This is a genomic window from Microbacterium sp. ZW T6_19 (assembly GCF_044987465.1).
Classification (GTDB): domain Bacteria; phylum Actinomycetota; class Actinomycetes; order Actinomycetales; family Microbacteriaceae; genus Microbacterium; species Microbacterium natoriense_A.
In genome coordinates, this window is the sequence record NZ_JBJDRH010000006.1 from 95,243 (window position 1) to 113,781 (window position 18,539).

An 18,539-nucleotide genomic window follows, 5' to 3' on the forward strand; every position below is an offset into this window, starting at 1 on the left:
ACCTCGCAACCGCGCGAGCCCCTGATCACCACCGCTCTCTCACGCTTCCACGGAGGAACCGATGACTGTCCTGCCCTACCGAGACCCCAGCCTGCCCGTCGACGAACGCGTCGAGGACCTCCTCTCACGACTCACCGTCGAAGAGAAGGCCGGCCAGCTGACGCAGTATTTCTATACCGGCGATGGTCAGCCCATTCCCGACGACTTCGATATCGACTCCCTTCCCCCGGAGCATCGAATTCACGTCGAGCTCCCCGCGCTCATCGAAGCTGCGATCCGTTCCGGTCGCGCTGGCTCTCTGCTGTTCCTGCGTGACCCTGCGCTAAGCAACAAGCTGCAGAAGTACGCCGTTGAAGAGTCGCGTCTCGGCATCCCCCTCCTGTTCGGCTTCGATGTCGTCCACGGGTGGCGAACGATCTTCCCCGCCCCGATCGCCCTTGCCGCGACGTGGTCGGAGCCGACGGTCGAAGCTGCACAGGCGGCGGCCGCGCGGGAGGCTCGGGCAGCGGGTGTGCATTGGACCTTCGCCCCGATGATCGACATCGCCAGGGATCCTCGATGGGGCCGCATCATCGAGGGCGCCGGCGAGGATCCGGTGCTGGCCTCTGCGATGGCCGCAGCTCAAGTGCGCGGCTTCCAAGGCGATCTCGGAACCGATCGCCTGCTCGCTGGCCCCAAGCACTTCGTCGGATACGGCGCCTCCCGAGGCGGCCGCGACTATGACGACGCCGAGGTGTCGGACCACGAGCTCTGGAACGTCTACATACCGCCATTCCGCGCCGCGATCGACGCTGGCGCGGGAAACGTTATGAGCGCGTACATGGACCTCAACGGTGTCCCTGCGGCAGCGAGCCGGACCCTGCTCACCGACATCCTTCGAGATCAGCTCGGCTTCGACGGGTTCGTCGTCTCGGACGCGAACGCCGTGCGTTCCCTCGCCGTTCAACACTTCGCAGAGGATCACGCCGACGCCGCGGTTCGGGCTCTTGAAGCCGGGCTCGACATGGAGATGTGCATGTACGAGCCGGCCTTCGACACCCTCCCGCAGGCCGTCGCAGAGCGAAGAGTGAGCGAGAGCGTGCTCGACGCCGCGGTGCGACGAGTGCTGACCGCGAAGTTCCGCCTCGGCCTGTTCGAGAACCCCTACGCGGATGAGGCGGGCACCGCGGCCGCTTTCAACGCTCCCGAGAACACGGCTCTCGCCCGCTCGGTGGCAGAGGCGTCGATCGTTCTTCTCAAGAACGATGATGCCGCGTTGCCCCTGGATGCCTCCGCTGTCGGGCGCATCGCGGTGATCGGACAACTCGCCGACAGCAAGCGCGACCTTCTCGGACCGTGGGTGTTCGACCACGATACCGACGAGACCGTCACCATCGTCGATGGGCTGCGTGACTCGCTCGGCGGCGCCCGGATCGGCTACGAACCGGGCGCCGGAATCCCCGAACGCATCCACCCATCCATGTTCGATGTGATGGACACCACCGTGGAGCGCACGCCCGAAGATCACGACGATGACGCCGCTATCGACCGCGCGGTCGCCCTCGCCGAAGGCTCCGACATCGCGATCGTCGTCGTCGGACAGCGACAGAACCAGATCGGCGAGAAGTCGTCGACCAGCACGCTCGACCTGCCGGGCCGTCAGCTCGAGCAGCTCCAGCGAATCCATGCCACGGGCACCAAGGTCATCGTGGTCGTCGTCTCCGGACGTCCACTCGACCTCCGCTGGGCTGACGAGAACGTGCCGGCGATCGTGCAGGCGTGGTACCCGGGGACCCGGGCCGGCGAGGCGGTGGCATCCGTGCTTCTGGGCGCGACGAGCCCGGCCGGTCGCCTGCCTTTCACATGGCCGCGGCATGTCGGGCAGGTTCCGCTCGTCTACGCACACAATCGCACCTTCCTCCCGGAGGAAAACGACGCGCGGTACTACGAGGAATCGAACGCACCCCTCTATCCGTTCGGTCACGGACTGTCGTACTCGACGTTCGAATACAGCGATCTGCAGCTGGACCGGTCACGCATCTCGCGAGGCGAGTCGACCTCGGTCAGCGTCGTCGTCACGAATATCGGCGGTCGGGAGGCCGACGAGGTCGTCCAGCTGTACATTCACCAGCGACACGGGACATCGACGCGTCCGGTGCGAGAGCTGAAAGGCTTCCGCCGCATCACGCTCGCAGCCGAGGAGTCGCGTCGCGTCGAGTTCGAACTCGGGCCCGATCAACTCCAGTACTGGAGTGCTGTCACTTCGTGCACCATCCAAGACGCCACGACCTTCGATGTGGCGATCGGCGGCGACTCGACCGCGCCATTCGCGGAAACGCTCACGGTGACAACATGACCGACCGACCTGCTGCGTTCGGATGGGCGATCCTCGGGACGGGAACCGTGTCGCACTCGGTGGCTTCCGACCTGAGCGCCGTCGATGCAACGCGGCGGGTCGGCGTCTGGTCACGCGACGCGGAAAAGGCCGAGTCGTTCGCAGCGATGCATCGATTCGAGCGAGCATTTGATTCGATCGACGATGTGCTTGCCGCGCCGGTCATTGACATCGTCTATATCGCGACACCGCACGCAACGCACGCCCGTCTTGCGATCGCGTCCCTCGAAGCGGGAAAGCACGTACTCGTAGAAAAGCCGATCGGCGTCAATGCCGACGAGGCCAAGGCCATCGCACGGGCGGCGGAAGCGAACGGTCGTTTCGCCATGGAGGCGATGTGGATGAGATTCGCGCCCGCGTATGTGGCCTTGCGTGAGGAAGTGGCGAACGGGGCGCTCGGCGACATCAGCGGCGTGCGTGCCGCTTTCGGGCTGCCTTTCGGTCATCCGCAGTCGGAGCGCTGGAGTAGCGACCTTCGCAGCAGCACGCTTCTCGACCAGGCCATCTACGCTGTGACGCTTGCTCGGGACTTTCTCGGTGAACCGCTGAATGTGACAAGCGGAGCGACCGTGAGAGCAGACGGTGTTGATCTCACGCTTCACGCAACACTCGAGTACGCCGGAGGCCGGTTCGCGCAACTCGCGGCATCCATGGTGACGTACCTCGAGCCCACCGCCGCAGTGAGTGGCACGAATGGGTGGGCAACCGTCGCGCCGCCTTTCTGGGCCACCGATCGATACCGCCTGCACTCGGGCGACCTCGGCGAGGCGTTCGGCCAACCCGCAGATCGTGTGTTTCCGCAGCAAGGTTTCGGATACGTGCCGATGCTCCGCGCTGTCCATCAAGCACTGTCCACCGGCGCGACTCAACACTCGCACCATCCTCTGTCCGACAGCATCGCGGTACTGGAAACGCTGGACATCCTCCGCTCCGAATGGGCAGTCACGGCGTCCGCCTGACTGCCTCTCCCTCGATCCTTCTCGAAAGGCAGCAATGAGCCGTTCACCCCTCAACACCAACTGGACGTACCGCCCCAAGACCAGCATCTTCGCTGACGCGCATGGGCAATCGTCGCCCGGCGTGCCGGTTCACCTGCCGCACGACGCGATTATCTCGCTCGAGCGGCATGCCGATGCACCCAGCGGCGCCGCCGGCGCGTTCTTCCCCGGCGGCGCATTCGAATACCGCACCACGCTCGACGCGCCACTCGATTGGCGCGACAAGCACGTCGCCCTCGAGTTCGAGGGCGTCTATCGCGACGCGATGATCTACGTGAACGGCGCCTTTGTCGCCCAGCGTCCCAACGGGTACGCCGCATTCATCGTCTCCCTCGACGGCTACTTGGAGTACGGCGCTGAGAACACTATCCGCGTCGACGCCCGCGCTCACGCAGACTCTCGCTGGTACACCGGCGCAGGCATCTACCGCGAAGTTCACCTCTGGGTCAGCGAACGAATACACATCCCTGAACAGGCGGGCGTCCAGGTCATGACACCGGACGTCGACGACGAGCGGGCCGTGGTGAGCGTCGTCACCCGCGTGACCAACACGGGCACCTTGACGCGCACAGCAACCGTGACGACAGAGATCCTTGACCCCCAGGGTCGAATCGTCGGCCTCGAGAACAGCCCCGTCACGACGTTCCCTCAGACAGAGGCGACCGTAAGGCAGCGCATCTACGTTCCCGCTCCGCAGCGGTGGAGCGTCGATAACCCTGCGCTCTACACCGCACGTACCACCCTCGACGGCATCTCAGACACGTCCGAGACTCGAACCACGCCTTTCGGCATCCGCACGCTGCAGCTCGATCCCGCCCATGGTCTCCGCATCAACGGTGACACCGTGAAGCTACGCGGCGCATGCATCCATCACGACAACGGGATCCTCGGTGCAGCCACCTTCGCAGACGCTGAGGAGCGCCGCGTCCTCCTCCTCAAAGCCGCGGGGTTCAACGCCATTCGCAACAGCCACAACCCCATGAGCGTCGCCATGCTCGATGCGTGCGACCGCCACGGCATGCTCGTCATGGACGAGACGTTCGACATGTGGGCCGAATCCAAGTCGCCCTTCGACTACTCGCTGGCATTCCCCGAGTGGTGGGAGAGAGACGTGGAAGCAATGGTGGCCACGGACTTCAACCACGCCAGTGTGATCATCTACTCGATCGGCAACGAGATCCCGGAGACGGGCAACGCGATCGCGAGCCAATGGGGACGGAAGCTCGCCGAGAAGGTCCGTGAGCTGGACGACACACGCTACGTGACCAACGGCATCAACGGCTTCGTGTCCGCGCTGAGCGAGATCACCGACATGATCGAGGCCGTCGCCGCAGACACCGCTGCCTCGAGCGAGACTGCGGATGCCGAGGCCGACGGCGGAGTAAACGCCCTCATGGGGAGCACCGAAGACTTCATGGACTGGGTCGCGACGTCCCCGCTGGTCACCGCAGCCACGGCAGAATCGTTTGCAGTCCTCGACATCGTCGGCCTGAACTACGGGGACGCCCGGTATGAGATGGAGCGCCACGAACACCCCAATCGCATCGTGGTCGGGACTGAGACGTTCCCGTCGCGCATCGACCGCAACTGGAAACTCGTGACAGAACACCCGCACGTGATCGGGGATTTCACCTGGTCCGGATGGGACTACCTCGGCGAGGTCGGAGTCGGGCGCGTGAAATACGAAGGCGAACCCGACGCATTCGATGGCGAATTCCCGTGGCTGACGTCCTGGTCTGCAGACCTCGACATGACCGGGCACCGCCGCCCGATGTCGTACTACCGCGAGACCGTCTTCGGCTTGCGCACCGAGCCCTACATCGCCGTGCGGCGACCTTCGAACCACGGACGTGCGTTCACACTCGGACAGTGGAGTTGGACGGACGCCGTCTCCAGCTGGAGCTGGAACATTGAAGATGGCTTCCCGATGGCGCTGGAGGTCTACAGCGACGCCGACGAGATCAGGCTCCAGCTCAACGACCGTGTGATCGCCACACAACGCGTTGGTGCTCGACGCGCGTTCGTGGCGGACTTCGAGATCCCGTTCGAATCCGGCGCTCTCACGGCGGTCGCCCTTCGAGACGGCGAAGAAGTCAGTCGCTCCATCCTGAAATCAGCTGCTGGCGAAGCGCTCCTCGATGTCCGACTCGACAAGACCACCGCAGAACTCCGAGACGGAACGCTCTTCTTCGCTGAGATTGAACTTCGCGACGGCGGCGGGAGCCTCATCAATGACGCCGATCGTCCAGTCACGGTGACGGTGACCGGGGCAGGGTCGCTGGCGGCCTTCGGCAGCGGCCGCCCTCGCACTATCGAGCGCTTCGATCAGAACACCCACGGCACCTACGACGGTCGTGTGCTCGCGGTCATCCGCCCCGATCGCGCGGGCACGATCGAGATCGCGGTCGCCGCAGAAGGCACCCCCGAAGTCATGGTGCGTGCGGAGGTACGCGAACACGGTCCCTCGCCTCGGCCGGAACGCAACACGCTGTCCGCACACTCCGAATCGATCCCCGCATGAATGGAGCACGAATGACGGCCCGACTCGCCGACAAGATCATCATCGTCACCGGTGCCGGCTCTGGCATCGGACGAGGCACCGCCCTCCGACTGCTCGATGAAGGCGCGAACGTCGCCGCGCTCGACCTGCGCGAAGAAGACCTCGCTCACCTCGTCGATGCGGCACCGGAAGACGCGCGCTCGCGACTCCTCATCCACCGCGTCGACATCGCGGACGAGGAGTCCGTCCGCACCGCGGTCGCAGACGTCGTCTCTCGCTTCGGACGACTCGACGCGATCGTGAACGCCGCGGGCATCCTCTACGGGGATCACACTCACGAGATGACCCTCGACCGCTGGAACCGCCTGATTCAGGTGAACTTGACCGGCACGTTCCTCATGGTGCGAGAAAGCCTTCCCCACCTCTTGACGACGGCGAACGGTGTCATCATCAACTTCGCTTCCACCTCGGCGTTCTTCGCGCACCCCTACATGGCCGCATATGCCGCGACCAAGGGGGCGATCGCGTCATTCACGCACTCGGTCGCCCTCGAATACGCCAGGCAAGGACTTCGCGCAGTCAACATCGTGCCCGGAGGGATCACGAGCGGGATCACCAACACGACCCCGCAGAACCTGCCTGCAGACACGGACTGGACCTTGCTCGAGCACCTCGGCGCTCCGCTGAACGACGGACGAATGGGCAGGCCTGAAGACGTCGCAGGAGTCATCGCCATGCTGATCTCGGACGACGGCGCCTTCATCACCGGAACGGAGATCAGGATTGACGGCGGCGCGCACACTTAGACGCCTCGGATGTCATCCGGTCAGGCCTCGGACGTCGTCATCAGGATGGGATGCGGTGACGCCTGCCCGTTCTTCCCTGGCAAGCGATACGAGGACTGGAAGCTCGACGACCCTGCCGGTCAGGATCGAGCAGTTGGTGAGCGAGCTGGTCTGAATCCCACTCAGAACCAACTGAGACTTCAGCGGTTCTGATCAGTGCGCTCGAGAACGGCGGCGATTCCGTCGACGTCCTCGAGCGTGAGACCCACATGTTTGTTCGGCCGCACGACGAACGAGGGAACCTCGGTCATTCCCGTGAGCCGTCGTTCGGCATCGTCTGGCGCACGGTCGTCCGCCCAGGCGACGGCGGCTGGCTTCACGTCGCGCACGTATGAGATCAGGCTTTGCAGTCGCCAGCCCTGTTTCGGCCAGTTCTGCCAGGGCACGTAGGGGCCTGAAAGCTTGCCGCGAAGAGGTTCCTGGATGAGCCAAGCGACTTGATCGTGAGGCCACGTTGTCAGCCACGCAACGTCAACTTCAGTGCCCTCGACGAGCGCGTCGAGGGCATCGACCACGTCATCGTCAACGCTCATCCACGAACGCCAACCAGGCTCGTCTTGATGCAGAACGCGCTCCTCGTCTCCGTAGATCCGAGAAATAGTTCCGTCGACGTCGAGCACGAGAAGCCTACGTAGGCGTTGCCGAGCTGACGGTGGCACGCTCTCGGCTCCTTTTGGTCATCGTGCGCCGGTCAAGACACTTTAAAGCGGAGCATCCCAGGTCGCGATCGTGAGCTCGACGCGCTCCTCCTCGGATGCGTTCACTGTAATACGGGCATAGTTCCCGGACTGCAGGCGGATGCAGACGCGTCCATCCAGGCGATGAGGCTCAATCGTCTTCGTCGGAGCGTAGCCGGTGGCAACGGCGCAGGTCTCGTATGAGGCTTCTCCTTCGGGAAGTCGGAGTACGTCGATACCCCATAGCGACGTGAGGACTCCGTTTGCGAATTGGAGGGTGTCCTTCTGGATCCGATCAGCACCGTTTCCGAAGTTGGGGAGCGTCGAGTTCAGGTCGACCGAATCGCCGCCGGCGGCCAAAGTCACGGTGCCGATGTTGCGTGCATCAGGAACCTGCTCCGGCGGGATGCTCGGCGGGAGCGCGGCGAGGAGTTCGCGGTTCTCTGCGCGGAGGTCCTCGACGATCTCCTCGCGATCAGTGAGCAACGCCTCGGCGGTCGCCACATCTTGGTGCAGCCCATTGATCGTGGCGTTGAGATGCGCGACGTCTGAGTTCAAGCTTGTCACCCATACCCCGAGCGCGACGCTCACGATCGGCGCAACTACGGCTAGCGAGTTCGCGATCACGCCGAGCACGCTGGAATGCCGGCCCAATCGGAGATTGCCGCGCTCGACACGTAAAGGATTGAAAGAAGTCTCAGGCATGAATCGCATACTGGATCCTGCCACCGACATCGTGACTGTCCCCGCTGACCGCCCGCGTGGTAATCAACTCATGGACACCGCCGCGTGCACCTAGTCCGCACCAAGGCATTGCTCACACAACCGCTCGGGCCCGCCAGGATGGCGCAAGATGTAGACGGGAGGCGATGCCGATGAATCTCTACCTCGTAAGGAACCCCGACGGCGTGCCTGTCTGGGTGGCACTCGAAGATGACCAGAAGCGCCTGTACTCGTACGTGCAAAACACCGGGAAGTTTCATCTCAACGCTGGGCTCTACGAGGACTTCTACTTCGACCAGACGATGACCTACGAACCACTCGATCAGCAGGCCGCGGAGGCAGCGATCCTGAGTGGAGTCGGCCTCCGCGACGAACACTCGTTCGTCCACATCCTCGCGCGCTACCGCCGGGATCCGGATGCTCTCTCGCCGGAGGCGGTATTCGGGCATACCCTCGACCGATCGTGACGGTAGAGGGGGCTGCTGCGATGCCGCGCTGTGGCGCTGGCCGCTCGCGCGCAACTAGCCCGTACGCTAGGCGCTATGGCGCGGGTTCAGATATTCGCCTGGAGCGCTGACCGCTCGCAGGCCGATTCTGAGTATTCTCGCGTGCTGGAGCTGCACCGAGATCATCGCTCCACGCTCGGGCATCTGCCCTATGCGGCGTTCGAAGAGGCTCGATCCCGTGGCCGGTTGATTGTGGGCAGCGTTGATGGCACGGTGCAGGGATACGTGCTGTACAGCACGCCTCGACAGCAGACTCTGAAGCTCGTCCACGTCTGCGTCGGTGAGGCTGCCCGCGGTACTGGTCTTGCAAAGGAAATGGTCCACGCAGCGATCACAGCGAATCCAGATCGAGCACTAATCACGGCGCATTGCCGGTCAGACTACGAGATCGATGGGTTTTGGCATTCGCTTGACATGGCGCCGACGGGTGAGCGCCCGGGCAGGGCGGCGAAGGGCTCGGTGCTCACGATTTGGACAAGGAAGATCGGGCAGTTCGACCTGCTGGAGAGTGCGCTCTACGAGTCATCTCGACCGATCGCTGTCCTTGATTCGAACGTCGTGATCGATCTGTACGTCTCAGGTCAGATGGATCGCCCGGATCGTGAAGAATCCAAGGGACTTGCGGCGGACTGGCTAGTTGACGTAGTTGACCTCGCCGTTTCGCCCGAGGTGTCTATTGAGGTAAACCATCTTGAGCCTGCGTCCGAACGGCAACGTGTGCAGCGCAACCTCAGCGGACTGGTCGCCTTGCGGCGGCAAGACGGCATGCGATCCCTCGCGTCGGACATCCTCCGAAGAATGCCGGCCGAGCTCACGGCACGAGACCGCAGCCTTCGTAGCGACGCCAAGCATCTGGCGGATGCGGTGCTTGCCGGGGCTGACTACTTCGTGACGCGGGACGAGACCTTCCTCGCCGCGACCGCGAGTTGGTCACGCAAAGAGTACGCGATCGATGTTCTCCGGCCAGTTGATCTTCTCAGGACATTCATTCCGCCGTCCGCCCCGACGGAGTTCCGCTCAGGCCAACTCGAGTCGGTCGGACTTCGTTGGGAAGCAGTGACGGCATCATCCTCTGGTCTCGAGGAGGTGTTCGTTGAAGTCCACAAAGGCGAAAAAGGCAAGCAGTTCCGGAAACGACTTCATGCAGTTCTTGCGAGACCTGCTAGTGCGAGGATCGACCTGCTGGTTGACGAGCGAGGGCGGAAACGTGCCCTGCTCTCCGCCGAGGTCCGCGGTGAAGTGCTGTGGGTTGCGGTGATCCGCGTCGCGCGGGGATCACTCGGCGGCACCATCGCGTTTCAGCTCACACGATACCTTCGGGCGTTGGCGTTGGAACGAGGCGCAACGGCTGTTGAGGTCGTCGACGACGTCGTCGACGAAGTGCTTCGAGCCGCCCTGGTCGCAGACGGTTTCGAGGGGGCGCCTCTCAAAGTGAAACTAGGTCGTCACCCTCGTGCGGCCCAGACTGAGTCGCTGGAGACCCCAGGCGCGGTCGCCGACTACGAGCGGAAGAACTGGCCCCAAATCGTGCTCGACAAGGCTGTTCCAGTGCGAATCGTGCCTATTCAACCGCGGTACGCGCGCGAGCTCCTCGGGTTCAATGACACGCTGATCCAGCTACGCGAACGGCCTGCGCTGGGGCTCGCCCGCGAGTTCGTCTATTTCGCTGCACCGAAGATGAGACACTGGGACATCCCGACTCGCGTGCTTTGGTATGTGACCAAAGATCCCAGGGCGCGAGAGAGCAGCGCCGTCCGAGCTGTGGTGGCACACTCCCGCGTACTCGATGCTGAAGTACTGGACGTCCAGGACGCGGCTGAGAAGTATCGATCACTCGGCGTCCTGCACCGAGACGAGATTCAAGGTCATGCGATTGACGGAAAGGTGCTTGTGCTGAGGTTCGAGGACACGCAGGTGCTTGACCAGCCCGTCGGCAAGCGCTCGTTCGACGCTCTGCTCCGCAAGCACGGAATCACGACGTCGCTACTCACAACGCGTACCGGAGCTCCGGGTCTTTTCGACGACATCATCCGCACGCAGCCAGGATGGGACGCCAGATGAAGAGGGCGCTGCTGATCTCAGTGAAACCGCGCTACGCGCGCGCGATTCTCGAAGGACGGAAAACCGTCGAAGTGCGACGGAGATTCCCAGAGGTGCCACCCGGCACCACAGTTGTTCTGTACTCCAGTTCCCCGGAGAGAGCTGTTCTGGGAACGGTGCGCCTCAAACAGACAATCACAGTTCCTTCCGATCGCGTGTGGGAGATGCACTCCAGCGCGATCGACATCGCCGAAGACGCGCTCGGCGAGTACCTTGAGGGCGCTGAAGACTCCACTCTGCTTGAAGTGGAGGACCCGCAAACGTGGGCACGCCCTGTCTCGTTGACGTCCTTGCGGGCTCTCCTCGGCCTTGAGCCACCTCAGAGCTTCCGCTATCTCGACGCGGATCAGGTGGCTCTAATCGCGACGAGCGGTGCGAACTCGACGCACTCGACGGGCCCGTCACAGTAACGGTTCGCTAGATTCTCCGACGCACTCTCGCTACTCGGCGCGTGGCGATGCACCAGTCCTCCGGCGGTTCTGCACACGGCTCGACCCGATCGCCCTTCGATTCAGCGCCGCGTGACGCCGTTGAGGAGACAGTGCGAGGATGCGAGGGTGGATCAGCTTCCTAATGCCGTTGAAATCGGTCAACGTTTGCGAGAAACCGCCCTGCGAGGGTTTGTTCCGGTTCCGGAAAGCTCGCAGGCGCCACCCTGGGGTGGGTCAACGCGGGCCGACATAGACCGTCTCGGTTGTCCGGTGCCGGGTGTGATGGCACTCGCCTGCTCACTCGTGGGGCTCCGACTCAACGGCCCCGGCGAGAAGGTTGCTTGGTGGACGACGTTCATGCTCGACGGCGCGCGGTACGAACTCGCCCACCAGAAGTTCGGTCTGCGCTTGCGACTAGCCTCAGACGGTCTTGATCCGGCAGACGTCGAGTCGCGGATGCGAGCGACCATCAAGCGGCTCGTCTCGGCAACCAAGATCGTAGAGAAAGAAGTCAGCAAGCAGTCCCAAACTCTCATCGACCGAGGCGACGCCACTGTCATCAATCAGCACTTCCGGCTGCATCGGGTTTACGAGTACTTTCGGGACCGGGCGGTCAACCCGGAAGTCGTTGAGGATCTCAATGAAGAGAGCGAAACCACCTTTGGTACGTCGTGGCTGTTCCGGAGCGGCAAGGCCGTGATGGAGCTCAACTCCAGCCACGATGCGGCCGCGGCCGTGACGGCGTACCTGAGCAGATTCGAGCATGACCTCGTACTGGCCTTGCCGTTTGCCGGATTCGATCCTGCCTCCGACCACCTGACCCAGTTCATAGGGATGAGGTGGGGCCTGAAGTTCGACCGAATCTTTGGCGGAGACAAGCGGGCGCGCTCGCTACTGGAACGCCTCATCCAAGTGGTGGAGGCGTGGCGCAACCCCTATGCCCACGGTGGCTTTGAAAAGGGTCACGGATCGACGGTTTACATCCACACCCCCGTCGCCGGCGCGTTGCCAGTCGGGTTGAGTGCCGCACGAGCTCGTCCATCCCTCGCACTCGGCATCACGCATTCGATCTCTGTAGCCGAGGTGTTTGCACTCTTCGACGAAATCGACGAGTGGTTCGCGGGAACATGGAAACAAGCCTTCGCCTGGATCGACTCCGGGCTGGCGGTGAGGTTCGATTCGGAGTTCCTCAACGAACTCGAGCTCTGCCACGCCGACCAGGAGCGCTTCGAGTCATTCCTGAGCTACTCGGAGTACCGCCAAGATCAGATCGACAACATGGATTTCTGATCCACTGACCTGGATCCGAAGACTCGCATCAGCCGCGCTCTCGCGCCCTACGGCTTGCTCAACTGCTTCGTGGATAGCCGCGATGCGATGCGATGTTCTTACTGATGGCGGGGCCCGATCAACAACTCTGCACAGATCGCTCCGCTCATCATTGAGCTGCCGTTCGAGGTACCGCTTCCCGGTGAGTACGACGACATGGTCGCCAGACTGCAGGCCGCCGCGGTTTGTGTCGAGAAGACTGAAACCGCAAAGGCGGGCCATCGGCGCAGATTCTGACAACTCGGATGAGACGCATAGGGGCCGGCGCGTGCTTGAGATTTCGCGTGATTCCGGCTCAGTCGCGTCTCACCTCATGACAACTCCAGTGAGATCGGACACTGGGTCGGCTGTCCCGTCGGAAGCGGAGATCTCTCACTTCGGTGTCAATCCATTCGCGAACGTGGCGAGCGTCTCACGCGAGTCGCGCATACGGTGACGGGTCTCTGAGGTGAGCGGCGAGCCGCTCGATAGCGCCCGCGAGCTCGGCTGGCTCGATGACAGTCACCGGAGCGGTGAGTGCTATCTCTGCAACCGTCATCGCGAGCCGTCCGAGATCTTCGCTGCGGATTCCGACGACGCAATGCTCTGCCTGCGCCTCCTTCACAGTGTGGTCGGCCCACTGAAGGACTCCCTCGACTTCGGTGAAGGGCGTGTGGATGACGAGGGTCGCATCGTGATGGCGCCGCGTGCGGCCGATCGAGTTCGCGACGAACTCGGCCGCGTCTCCGCCCGGAACCTCACGGGGCGTGAAATGACTGCCGACCGGCCGCGGCACCCGGATCCGGTCCAGTCGGAACGTTCTCCAATCGCGACGGTCTCCGTCCCACGCGACGAGATACCACCGTCGTCCGGCTGTGACGAGCTGGTGCGGCTCGACGTTCCGCCTGCTGCTTTCACCGTCGCTTCGCAGGTAGTCGAACCGCACGTGCTCATGGTCGCGACAGGCCGCAGCGAACACACTCAGCGACTCCGGATGGATGACGTTGTCATCCACTGTCCGACGCAGTGAGGCGACACTCGAATGCAGCGCCGACACGCGGCGGCGCAGCCGATGGGGCAGGAGCGCTTCGATCTTCGCCAGCGCCCGCAGCGACGTCTCTTCGATCCCGCTGACGGCGGCTTCGGCCGCGTGGCGCAATCCGATCGACACCGCGACGGCCTCTTCGTCGTCGAGGATCAATGGAGGCACGTGCGCTCCCGCCGCGAGCCGGTATCCGCCGTACCTCCCCGAAGTGGAATCGACCGGATAACCGAGATCGCGTAGGCGGTCGAGGTCTCGGCGCACCGTTCGTTCGGTCACCCCGAGCCGAGCCGCAAGTTCCGCACAGGGCCAGAAGCGGTGCGTCTGCAGAAGCGACAGCAGTTGCAGAGCTCTGCTCGTGGAATCAGTTCGCATGATTTCAGCTTGCCGAAGATCTAGGACATCCGGTGTCCAGAATGCGTCTTACGTTCGGAGCGCAGCCGATCCGTGACGCGATCTGGCGCCAATCTCAAAGGAGCATCCGTGAACCTGTCCGACTTCCCCGACCCCACCCTCATCCCCGTCAACGGCATCGAACTCGAAGTCTTCGAGGCAGGACGAGAGAACGCGGGGAATCCCATCGTGCTGTGCCACGGATGGCCGGGCCATGCCTCCGTCTGGCGGCATCAGGTGCCTGCCCTCGTCGCCGCGGGATACCACGTCATCGTGCCGAACCAGCGTGGCTACGGCAACTCTTCGCGGCCGACTGACGTGACGGCCTACGACATCGAGCACCTCTCGGGCGATCTTGTCGCACTTCTCGATCACTACGGATACGACAAGGCGATCTTCGTCGGTCACGACTGGGGCGCAAGCGTCGTCTGGGGGCTGACTCTGCTGCACCCCAACCGTGTGGACAAGGTGATCAACTTGAGCCTGCCCTATCAGGAGCGCGGAGAGATTCCGTGGATCGAACTCATGGAAGCCGTGCTCGGCGGTGACTTCTACTTCGTCCACTTCAATCGACAGCCCGGCGTCGCGGACGCCGTGTTCGATGAGAACGCGTTCCAGTTCCTTCGTAACCTGTACCGGAAGAACGTACCGCCACGTCCGCCTCAGCCCGGGATGGAGTTCATCGATCTCGCCCGAGCAGAGGCACCACTCGGCGAGCCCGTCATGAGCGACGACGAACTCGCCGTTCTCGTCTCCGCCTTCGAAACCTCGGGATTCACGGGCGGTGTGAACTGGTACAGGAACCTTGACCGCAACTGGCACCTGCTCGCCGACGTGGCCCCGATCATCCACCAGCCCGCACTCATGATCTACGCCGACAGAGACATGGTCCAGAGATCCGAGACGCTTGCGGACTTCGTGCCGAACGTGGACGTCGTCAGCCTCGACTGCGGGCACTGGATCCAGCAGGAGAAGCCCACCGAGCTCAACGAGGCGATCTTGAGCTGGCTGCAGCGACAGGGAGCCGTCATCGTCGAGTGACCAGCACCACGTTGCCCCGCTTGCGTCCGGTGTCGACGTAGCGGTGCGCTTCGACGATGTCGGCCAGATCGAAGGACCTGTCGATGACGGCCTGGAAGCGGCCGGCGTCCGCGAGGCTGACGAGGTGCGCGAGCTCGTCAGCGCCGGGCGTGCCGACGTTCCAGGTGACGAGCTTTCCTGAGCGGCGGCTCTGCCCGCGGCTGCGCAGCATCGACCACAGGTCGCTGATGACGAGCAGGAGCGCCCCGCCGGGGTTGATGGATGCCTCTACCCGGCTGAACGGGGCGTTGCCGACGCAGTCGACGATCACGTCGTACATGCCGCCTCCCTCGGCGAAGTCCTGCCGGGTGTAGTCGACGACCCGGTCGGCGCCGAGTGACGTGACGAGCGGGGCGTTGCCCTCGCTCGTCACGGCGGTGACGTCGGCGCCGAGATGCTTCGCCAGCTGGATCGCCGCAGTCCCGACCGCGCCGGATGCTCCGTTCACGAGCACCGAGGTGCCCGGCCCGATCGTGATCTGTCCGAAGAAGCCCAGCGCGGTGATGCCGCCGAACACGAGGGTCACGGCTTCCTCGAGCGTCATGCTCGCAGGAGCACGGGTGATCGCCCCGTCGGCCGGCACACACACGTACTCAGCGTGGCCGCCGAACGCTCCGCCCATCGCCGCGATGACACGGTCGCCGGCGGTGAAAGCGGTGACACCCGAGCCGACGGCTTCCACGACGCCAGCGGCATCCATGCCCAGAATCGGATGCTTCGGCCGGAACACGCCGAGCCCGGCGGCCGCGAGCAGACCGAGGCCGGCCGGGATGTCGCGAGCGCGGGACCGATGGTCGGCGATGCTCACCGTGCTCGCGTGCACCCGGATCAGCACTTCGCCGGGCCTCGGCGAAGGGGTGGGGCGCTGCTCGAGGTGCACCTGCTCGGGGCCGCCGAAGCGGCGATAGACGGCCGCGGTCATGGTCGTGTCGGTTGTCATGACTCGATGCTCGCCGTCTCGGGTTCGCGCGTCATCGGCCGGCAGACCCGGATCCGTCCGGCCGAAAGTACGACTCCGAGTCCGTGCGGAAGGCCGATGTCCGCCGTCCTCGCTCACGCCAGCATCGAGACATGTCGGAACACATGAACGTCTCCCGCCCGCCTGCCGGACAACCGCAGCGGCGTTCGAAGAGCGGATGGCCGGCGATTGCCGGCCTCCTGCTGCTCAGCGCACTCCCGGTGTTCGGAGGGGCGCTTCGACTGACGGAAGTGAGCACGAACCCCGAGGGCGCAGGCCTCCTGCCCTCAGCGGTGGCGTTGGTCGCGCACATCGTGGCGATGACCGTGTACTGCGTTCTCGGCGCCTTCCAGTTCTCGCCGGCACTGCGTATCCGGCATCGCTGGCACCGCGCCGCCGGCCGCGTCCTGATCCCCGCCGCCTTCATCGCGGCGCTGTCCGCCATCTGGCTTGCGGTGTTCTTCGGCGGCCACCTCGAGGAGCTCGCACTCGCGATGGTCCGCCTGGTCTTCGCGACGGCGATGACGGTGTTCCTCGTGCGGGCGGTGATCGCGATCACGCGCCGCGACTTCGCTGCGCACGGTGCATGGATGACACGCGCCTACGCGATCGCCGTCTCCGGCGGAACCCAGGCACTGGTCTTCGCGCTGTGGACGATCCCCCTCGGCGAAGTGGACGCTTTCGGTGAAGTCTGGCTGGTCGCGACGGCGTTCGTGGTCAACAGCATCGTGGCGGAGCTGCTCATCCGTCGACGGACCGGCCGGCGGGTGCGCCGCGTGTCGGATCGAGGTGCGCTTGTATCCTGACGGAGTGACCGGGCTTCTGCGTTCCGCGTGGAGGGCGCCGAGCGCCGTGCCCCCTCCGCCGCGCCGGGTCTGGCGGGATTGGGTTCTGCTGGCCCTCGTCGCCGTGCTGGCGGTGGTCGAGGGCAGCCTCCGAACCGACCTGCAGCAGCCGTTGGTCTCGGTGCTCGTGCTCCTCGCCGTGCTGCCGACCGTGCTGTGGCGTCGCACCAGGCCGCTGGTGATGCTCGTCATCGTGATGGTGCCCCTCGGGCTGCTCCTGCCCGATTCGACCCTCTACACGAGCCTCTTCGTCATGGTGATGGTCTACGCACTCTTCCGCTGGGGATCAGGTCGCGACCTCGTGATCGGGTCGGTCATCCTCCTTGCGAGCCTCGGCCTCACGTTCGTCCGCGGGGAAGGCCTCGATGATCTCATCGGCGGGTTCGCGCTGCTGCTGACGATGGTGCTGCTCGGGATCGCGTTCCGTTATCGGGCCGGATCCCGGCAGCGTCGTCTCGACCGCATCAGGATGCTGGAGCGCGAGCATCTTGCCCGTGATCTGCATGACACCGTCGCCCACCACGTCTCGGCCATCGCGATCCGGGCCCAGGCGGGCCTGGCGGTGGCGACGCGAGACCCCCGAGCGGCGGAGGACGCGCTCGGCGTGATCGAAGCGGAGGCGGCCAAGACTCTGAGCGAACTGCGGTCCATGGTGCGGGTGCTGAGACAGGGCGATACGGCGGAGCTCGCGCCCAGTCCGAGGCTGGGCGACATCGAGCAGCTCGCCGGAACGAGGCCGGGCGGTGTGGCAGTCGTCGTGAAGGTCGCGGGCGATGACGGCAGCATCCCGCCGCCCGTCGCAGCCGCGGTCTTCCGTCTCGCGCAGGAGTCCGTGACCAACGCCCTCCGTCACGCCCGGCAGGTCACGCGAGTGGACGTGCTCGTGCAGGCGGATGCAGGCAAGCTGACGTTGAGCGTGACGAATGACGGAGAGGTCGCCGCGTCTCCCACGCCCGGATTCGGGATCATCGGCATGATGGAGCGCGCCGCCCTGCTCGGTGGCACCTGCCAGGCGGGACCCGCGCCGGGCGGCGGATGGGTCGTCACCGCAGTGCTCCCTCGTGTTGGATGGGCAGCATGACCATCCGCGTGCTCGTCGCCGACGACCAGGAACTCGTGCGCACGGGGCTGAGCATGATCCTCGGCGCGCAGCCGGACATCGAGGTCGTGGGTCAGGCCGTCGACGGCAACGAAGCCGTCGCCCTCGCCCGCAGCCTGCGACCCGACGTCTGCCTGTTCGACATCCGCATGCCCGACCTCGACGGTATCGAGGCCACTCGTGTGCTCGCCGGCCCAGGTGTGGACGACCCGATGGCGGTCGTCGTCATCACGACCTTCGACCTCGACGAGTACGTCTTCGCGGCGCTGCGGGCGGGCGCCAAGGGCTTTCTGCTCAAGGATGCCGGACCGGAGCTGCTCGCCCAGGCGATCCGCGCTGCGGCCCGCGGGGATGCTCTGATCGCCCCCGATGTCACGGTGCGGCTGCTCGAGGCGTTCGCCGGGGCGGGGCCCGCAGCCCCTCCGCCGCAGCCGGTCGAGCCGCTCACCGAACGCGAGGAACAGGTGCTCGCGAAGGTCGCGGGCGGACTGAGCAACAGCGAGATCGCGAGAGAGTTGTACATCACCCTCAGTACGGTGAAGACGCACGTCGCGAGCCTGATGACCAAGCTCGGCGCTCGCAACCGCGTCGAGATCGCCATCTGGGCGCATCAGACGGGGCGGATGCGCGCCCGAACCACCGGCGAGGGCCACTAGCGCT

At 64.6% G+C, this 18,539-nt stretch carries 16 protein-coding genes; 12 read left to right on the top strand and 4 right to left on the bottom strand.

The annotated features are described in order from the left end of the window. Positions 1-61 precede the first annotated feature (61 nt). Genes ACI3KT_RS10780 through ACI3KT_RS10795 form a run of 4 tightly spaced genes read left to right on the top strand, consistent with a single transcriptional unit; the run spans position 62 to position 6,678 of the window. Positions 62-2,335, top strand: a complete 2,274-nt coding sequence (locus ACI3KT_RS10780) for a glycoside hydrolase family 3 N-terminal domain-containing protein (protein ID WP_404904181.1) — start codon at positions 62-64, stop codon at positions 2,333-2,335. Then, positions 2,332-3,333 carry a Gfo/Idh/MocA family protein gene (locus tag ACI3KT_RS10785; RefSeq protein ID WP_404904183.1) on the top strand — a complete coding sequence of 334 codons (1,002 nt, stop codon included), beginning with the start codon at positions 2,332-2,334 and terminating at the stop codon, positions 3,331-3,333. The genes ACI3KT_RS10780 and ACI3KT_RS10785 overlap by 4 nt, the downstream gene beginning before the upstream one ends. Positions 3,334-3,367: 34 nt before the next feature. Beyond that, entirely contained in the window at positions 3,368-5,893 is a 2,526-nt protein-coding gene (locus ACI3KT_RS10790; RefSeq protein ID WP_404904185.1) for a glycoside hydrolase family 2 TIM barrel-domain containing protein, read from the top strand. An 11-nt stretch (positions 5,894-5,904) separates the two neighbouring features. Then, a complete protein-coding gene (locus ACI3KT_RS10795; protein WP_404904186.1) occupies positions 5,905-6,678 on the top strand; it encodes an SDR family NAD(P)-dependent oxidoreductase in 774 nt (257 codons plus the stop codon). A gap of 179 nt (positions 6,679-6,857) precedes the next feature. Here the strand turns inward: ACI3KT_RS10795 and ACI3KT_RS10800 are convergent, their stop codons facing one another. Both ACI3KT_RS10800 and ACI3KT_RS10805 read right to left on the bottom strand, forming a co-directional pair. Next, positions 6,858-7,337, bottom strand: coding sequence for an HAD domain-containing protein (locus ACI3KT_RS10800; RefSeq protein WP_404904187.1), 480 nt, complete (start codon positions 7,335-7,337; stop codon positions 6,858-6,860). An 81-nt stretch (positions 7,338-7,418) separates the two neighbouring features. After that, the gene (locus tag ACI3KT_RS10805; RefSeq protein WP_404904188.1) at positions 7,419-8,099 is read right to left on the bottom strand and encodes a hypothetical protein; all 681 of its coding nucleotides are present in this window, start codon (positions 8,097-8,099) and stop codon (positions 7,419-7,421) included. Positions 8,100-8,269: 170 nt separating this feature from the next. Here ACI3KT_RS10805 and ACI3KT_RS10810 point away from each other — a divergent pair, with 170 nt between their 5' ends. The 4 genes from ACI3KT_RS10810 (at position 8,270) to ACI3KT_RS10825 (ending at position 12,444) form a co-directional block, all read left to right on the top strand. Further along, complete coding sequence (locus tag ACI3KT_RS10810; RefSeq protein ID WP_404904189.1) at positions 8,270-8,584, top strand: hypothetical protein; 315 nt, start codon at positions 8,270-8,272, stop codon at positions 8,582-8,584. 75 nt (positions 8,585-8,659) lie between these two features. Continuing rightward, positions 8,660-10,684 carry a GNAT family N-acetyltransferase gene (locus ACI3KT_RS10815; RefSeq protein ID WP_404904191.1) on the top strand — a complete coding sequence of 675 codons (2,025 nt, stop codon included), beginning with the start codon at positions 8,660-8,662 and terminating at the stop codon, positions 10,682-10,684. Beyond that, complete coding sequence (locus tag ACI3KT_RS10820) at positions 10,669-11,133, top strand: ASCH domain-containing protein (RefSeq protein WP_404904193.1); 465 nt, start codon at positions 10,669-10,671, stop codon at positions 11,131-11,133. The genes ACI3KT_RS10815 and ACI3KT_RS10820 overlap by 16 nt, the downstream gene beginning before the upstream one ends. A 147-nt stretch (positions 11,134-11,280) precedes the next feature. Then, on the top strand, positions 11,281-12,444 hold the full coding sequence (locus ACI3KT_RS10825) for a hypothetical protein (RefSeq protein WP_404904194.1): 1,164 nt from the start codon (positions 11,281-11,283) through the stop codon (positions 12,442-12,444). A 451-nt stretch (positions 12,445-12,895) separates the two neighbouring features. Here ACI3KT_RS10825 and ACI3KT_RS10830 read toward each other — a convergent pair whose 3' ends face one another. Next, positions 12,896-13,879 carry a helix-turn-helix transcriptional regulator gene (locus ACI3KT_RS10830; protein WP_404904195.1) on the bottom strand — a complete coding sequence of 328 codons (984 nt, stop codon included), beginning with the start codon at positions 13,877-13,879 and terminating at the stop codon, positions 12,896-12,898. A gap of 108 nt (positions 13,880-13,987) precedes the next feature. On the opposite strand from ACI3KT_RS10830, the gene ACI3KT_RS10835 reads away from it, so the two are divergent. Then, positions 13,988-14,938 carry an alpha/beta fold hydrolase gene (locus ACI3KT_RS10835; protein WP_404904197.1) on the top strand — a complete coding sequence of 317 codons (951 nt, stop codon included), beginning with the start codon at positions 13,988-13,990 and terminating at the stop codon, positions 14,936-14,938. On the opposite strand, the gene ACI3KT_RS10840 is transcribed toward ACI3KT_RS10835, so the two are convergent. Further along, positions 14,925-15,917: an NAD(P)-dependent alcohol dehydrogenase gene (locus ACI3KT_RS10840; protein ID WP_404904198.1), complete on the bottom strand. Its 993-nt coding sequence runs from the start codon at positions 15,915-15,917 to the stop codon at positions 14,925-14,927. The two genes, ACI3KT_RS10835 and ACI3KT_RS10840, sit on opposite strands and share 14 nt — an antisense overlap. Before the next feature lie 269 nt (positions 15,918-16,186). Between ACI3KT_RS10840 and ACI3KT_RS10845 the strand changes: the two genes are divergently transcribed. Genes ACI3KT_RS10845 through ACI3KT_RS10855 form a run of 3 tightly spaced genes read left to right on the top strand, consistent with a single transcriptional unit; the run spans position 16,187 to position 18,535 of the window. Then, complete coding sequence (locus ACI3KT_RS10845) at positions 16,187-16,741, top strand: DUF2306 domain-containing protein (protein ID WP_404904200.1); 555 nt, start codon at positions 16,187-16,189, stop codon at positions 16,739-16,741. A 4-nt stretch (positions 16,742-16,745) separates the two neighbouring features. Beyond that, positions 16,746-17,861: a sensor histidine kinase gene (locus ACI3KT_RS10850; protein ID WP_404904202.1), complete on the top strand. Its 1,116-nt coding sequence runs from the start codon at positions 16,746-16,748 to the stop codon at positions 17,859-17,861. Then, entirely contained in the window at positions 17,858-18,535 is a 678-nt protein-coding gene (locus ACI3KT_RS10855; protein WP_404904203.1) for a response regulator, read from the top strand. Before ACI3KT_RS10850 ends, ACI3KT_RS10855 begins: the two co-directional genes overlap by 4 nt. Positions 18,536-18,539: the final 4 nt, after the last annotated feature.

Coding starts and splice junctions, on each gene's coding strand:
- ACI3KT_RS10855 (WP_404904203.1), top strand. CDS start 17,858: ATGACCATCCGCGTGCTCGTCGCCGACGACCAGGAACTCGTGCGCACG.
- ACI3KT_RS10785 (WP_404904183.1), top strand. CDS start 2,332: ATGACCGACCGACCTGCTGCGTTCGGATGGGCGATCCTCGGGACGGGA.
- ACI3KT_RS10815 (WP_404904191.1), top strand. CDS start 8,660: ATGGCGCGGGTTCAGATATTCGCCTGGAGCGCTGACCGCTCGCAGGCC.
- ACI3KT_RS10840 (WP_404904198.1), bottom strand. CDS start 15,917: ATGACAACCGACACGACCATGACCGCGGCCGTCTATCGCCGCTTCGGC.
- ACI3KT_RS10820 (WP_404904193.1), top strand. CDS start 10,669: ATGGGACGCCAGATGAAGAGGGCGCTGCTGATCTCAGTGAAACCGCGC.
- ACI3KT_RS10780 (WP_404904181.1), top strand. CDS start 62: ATGACTGTCCTGCCCTACCGAGACCCCAGCCTGCCCGTCGACGAACGC.
- ACI3KT_RS10805 (WP_404904188.1), bottom strand. CDS start 8,099: ATGCCTGAGACTTCTTTCAATCCTTTACGTGTCGAGCGCGGCAATCTC.
- ACI3KT_RS10790 (WP_404904185.1), top strand. CDS start 3,368: ATGAGCCGTTCACCCCTCAACACCAACTGGACGTACCGCCCCAAGACC.
- ACI3KT_RS10830 (WP_404904195.1), bottom strand. CDS start 13,879: ATGCGAACTGATTCCACGAGCAGAGCTCTGCAACTGCTGTCGCTTCTG.
- ACI3KT_RS10795 (WP_404904186.1), top strand. CDS start 5,905: ATGACGGCCCGACTCGCCGACAAGATCATCATCGTCACCGGTGCCGGC.
- ACI3KT_RS10810 (WP_404904189.1), top strand. CDS start 8,270: ATGAATCTCTACCTCGTAAGGAACCCCGACGGCGTGCCTGTCTGGGTG.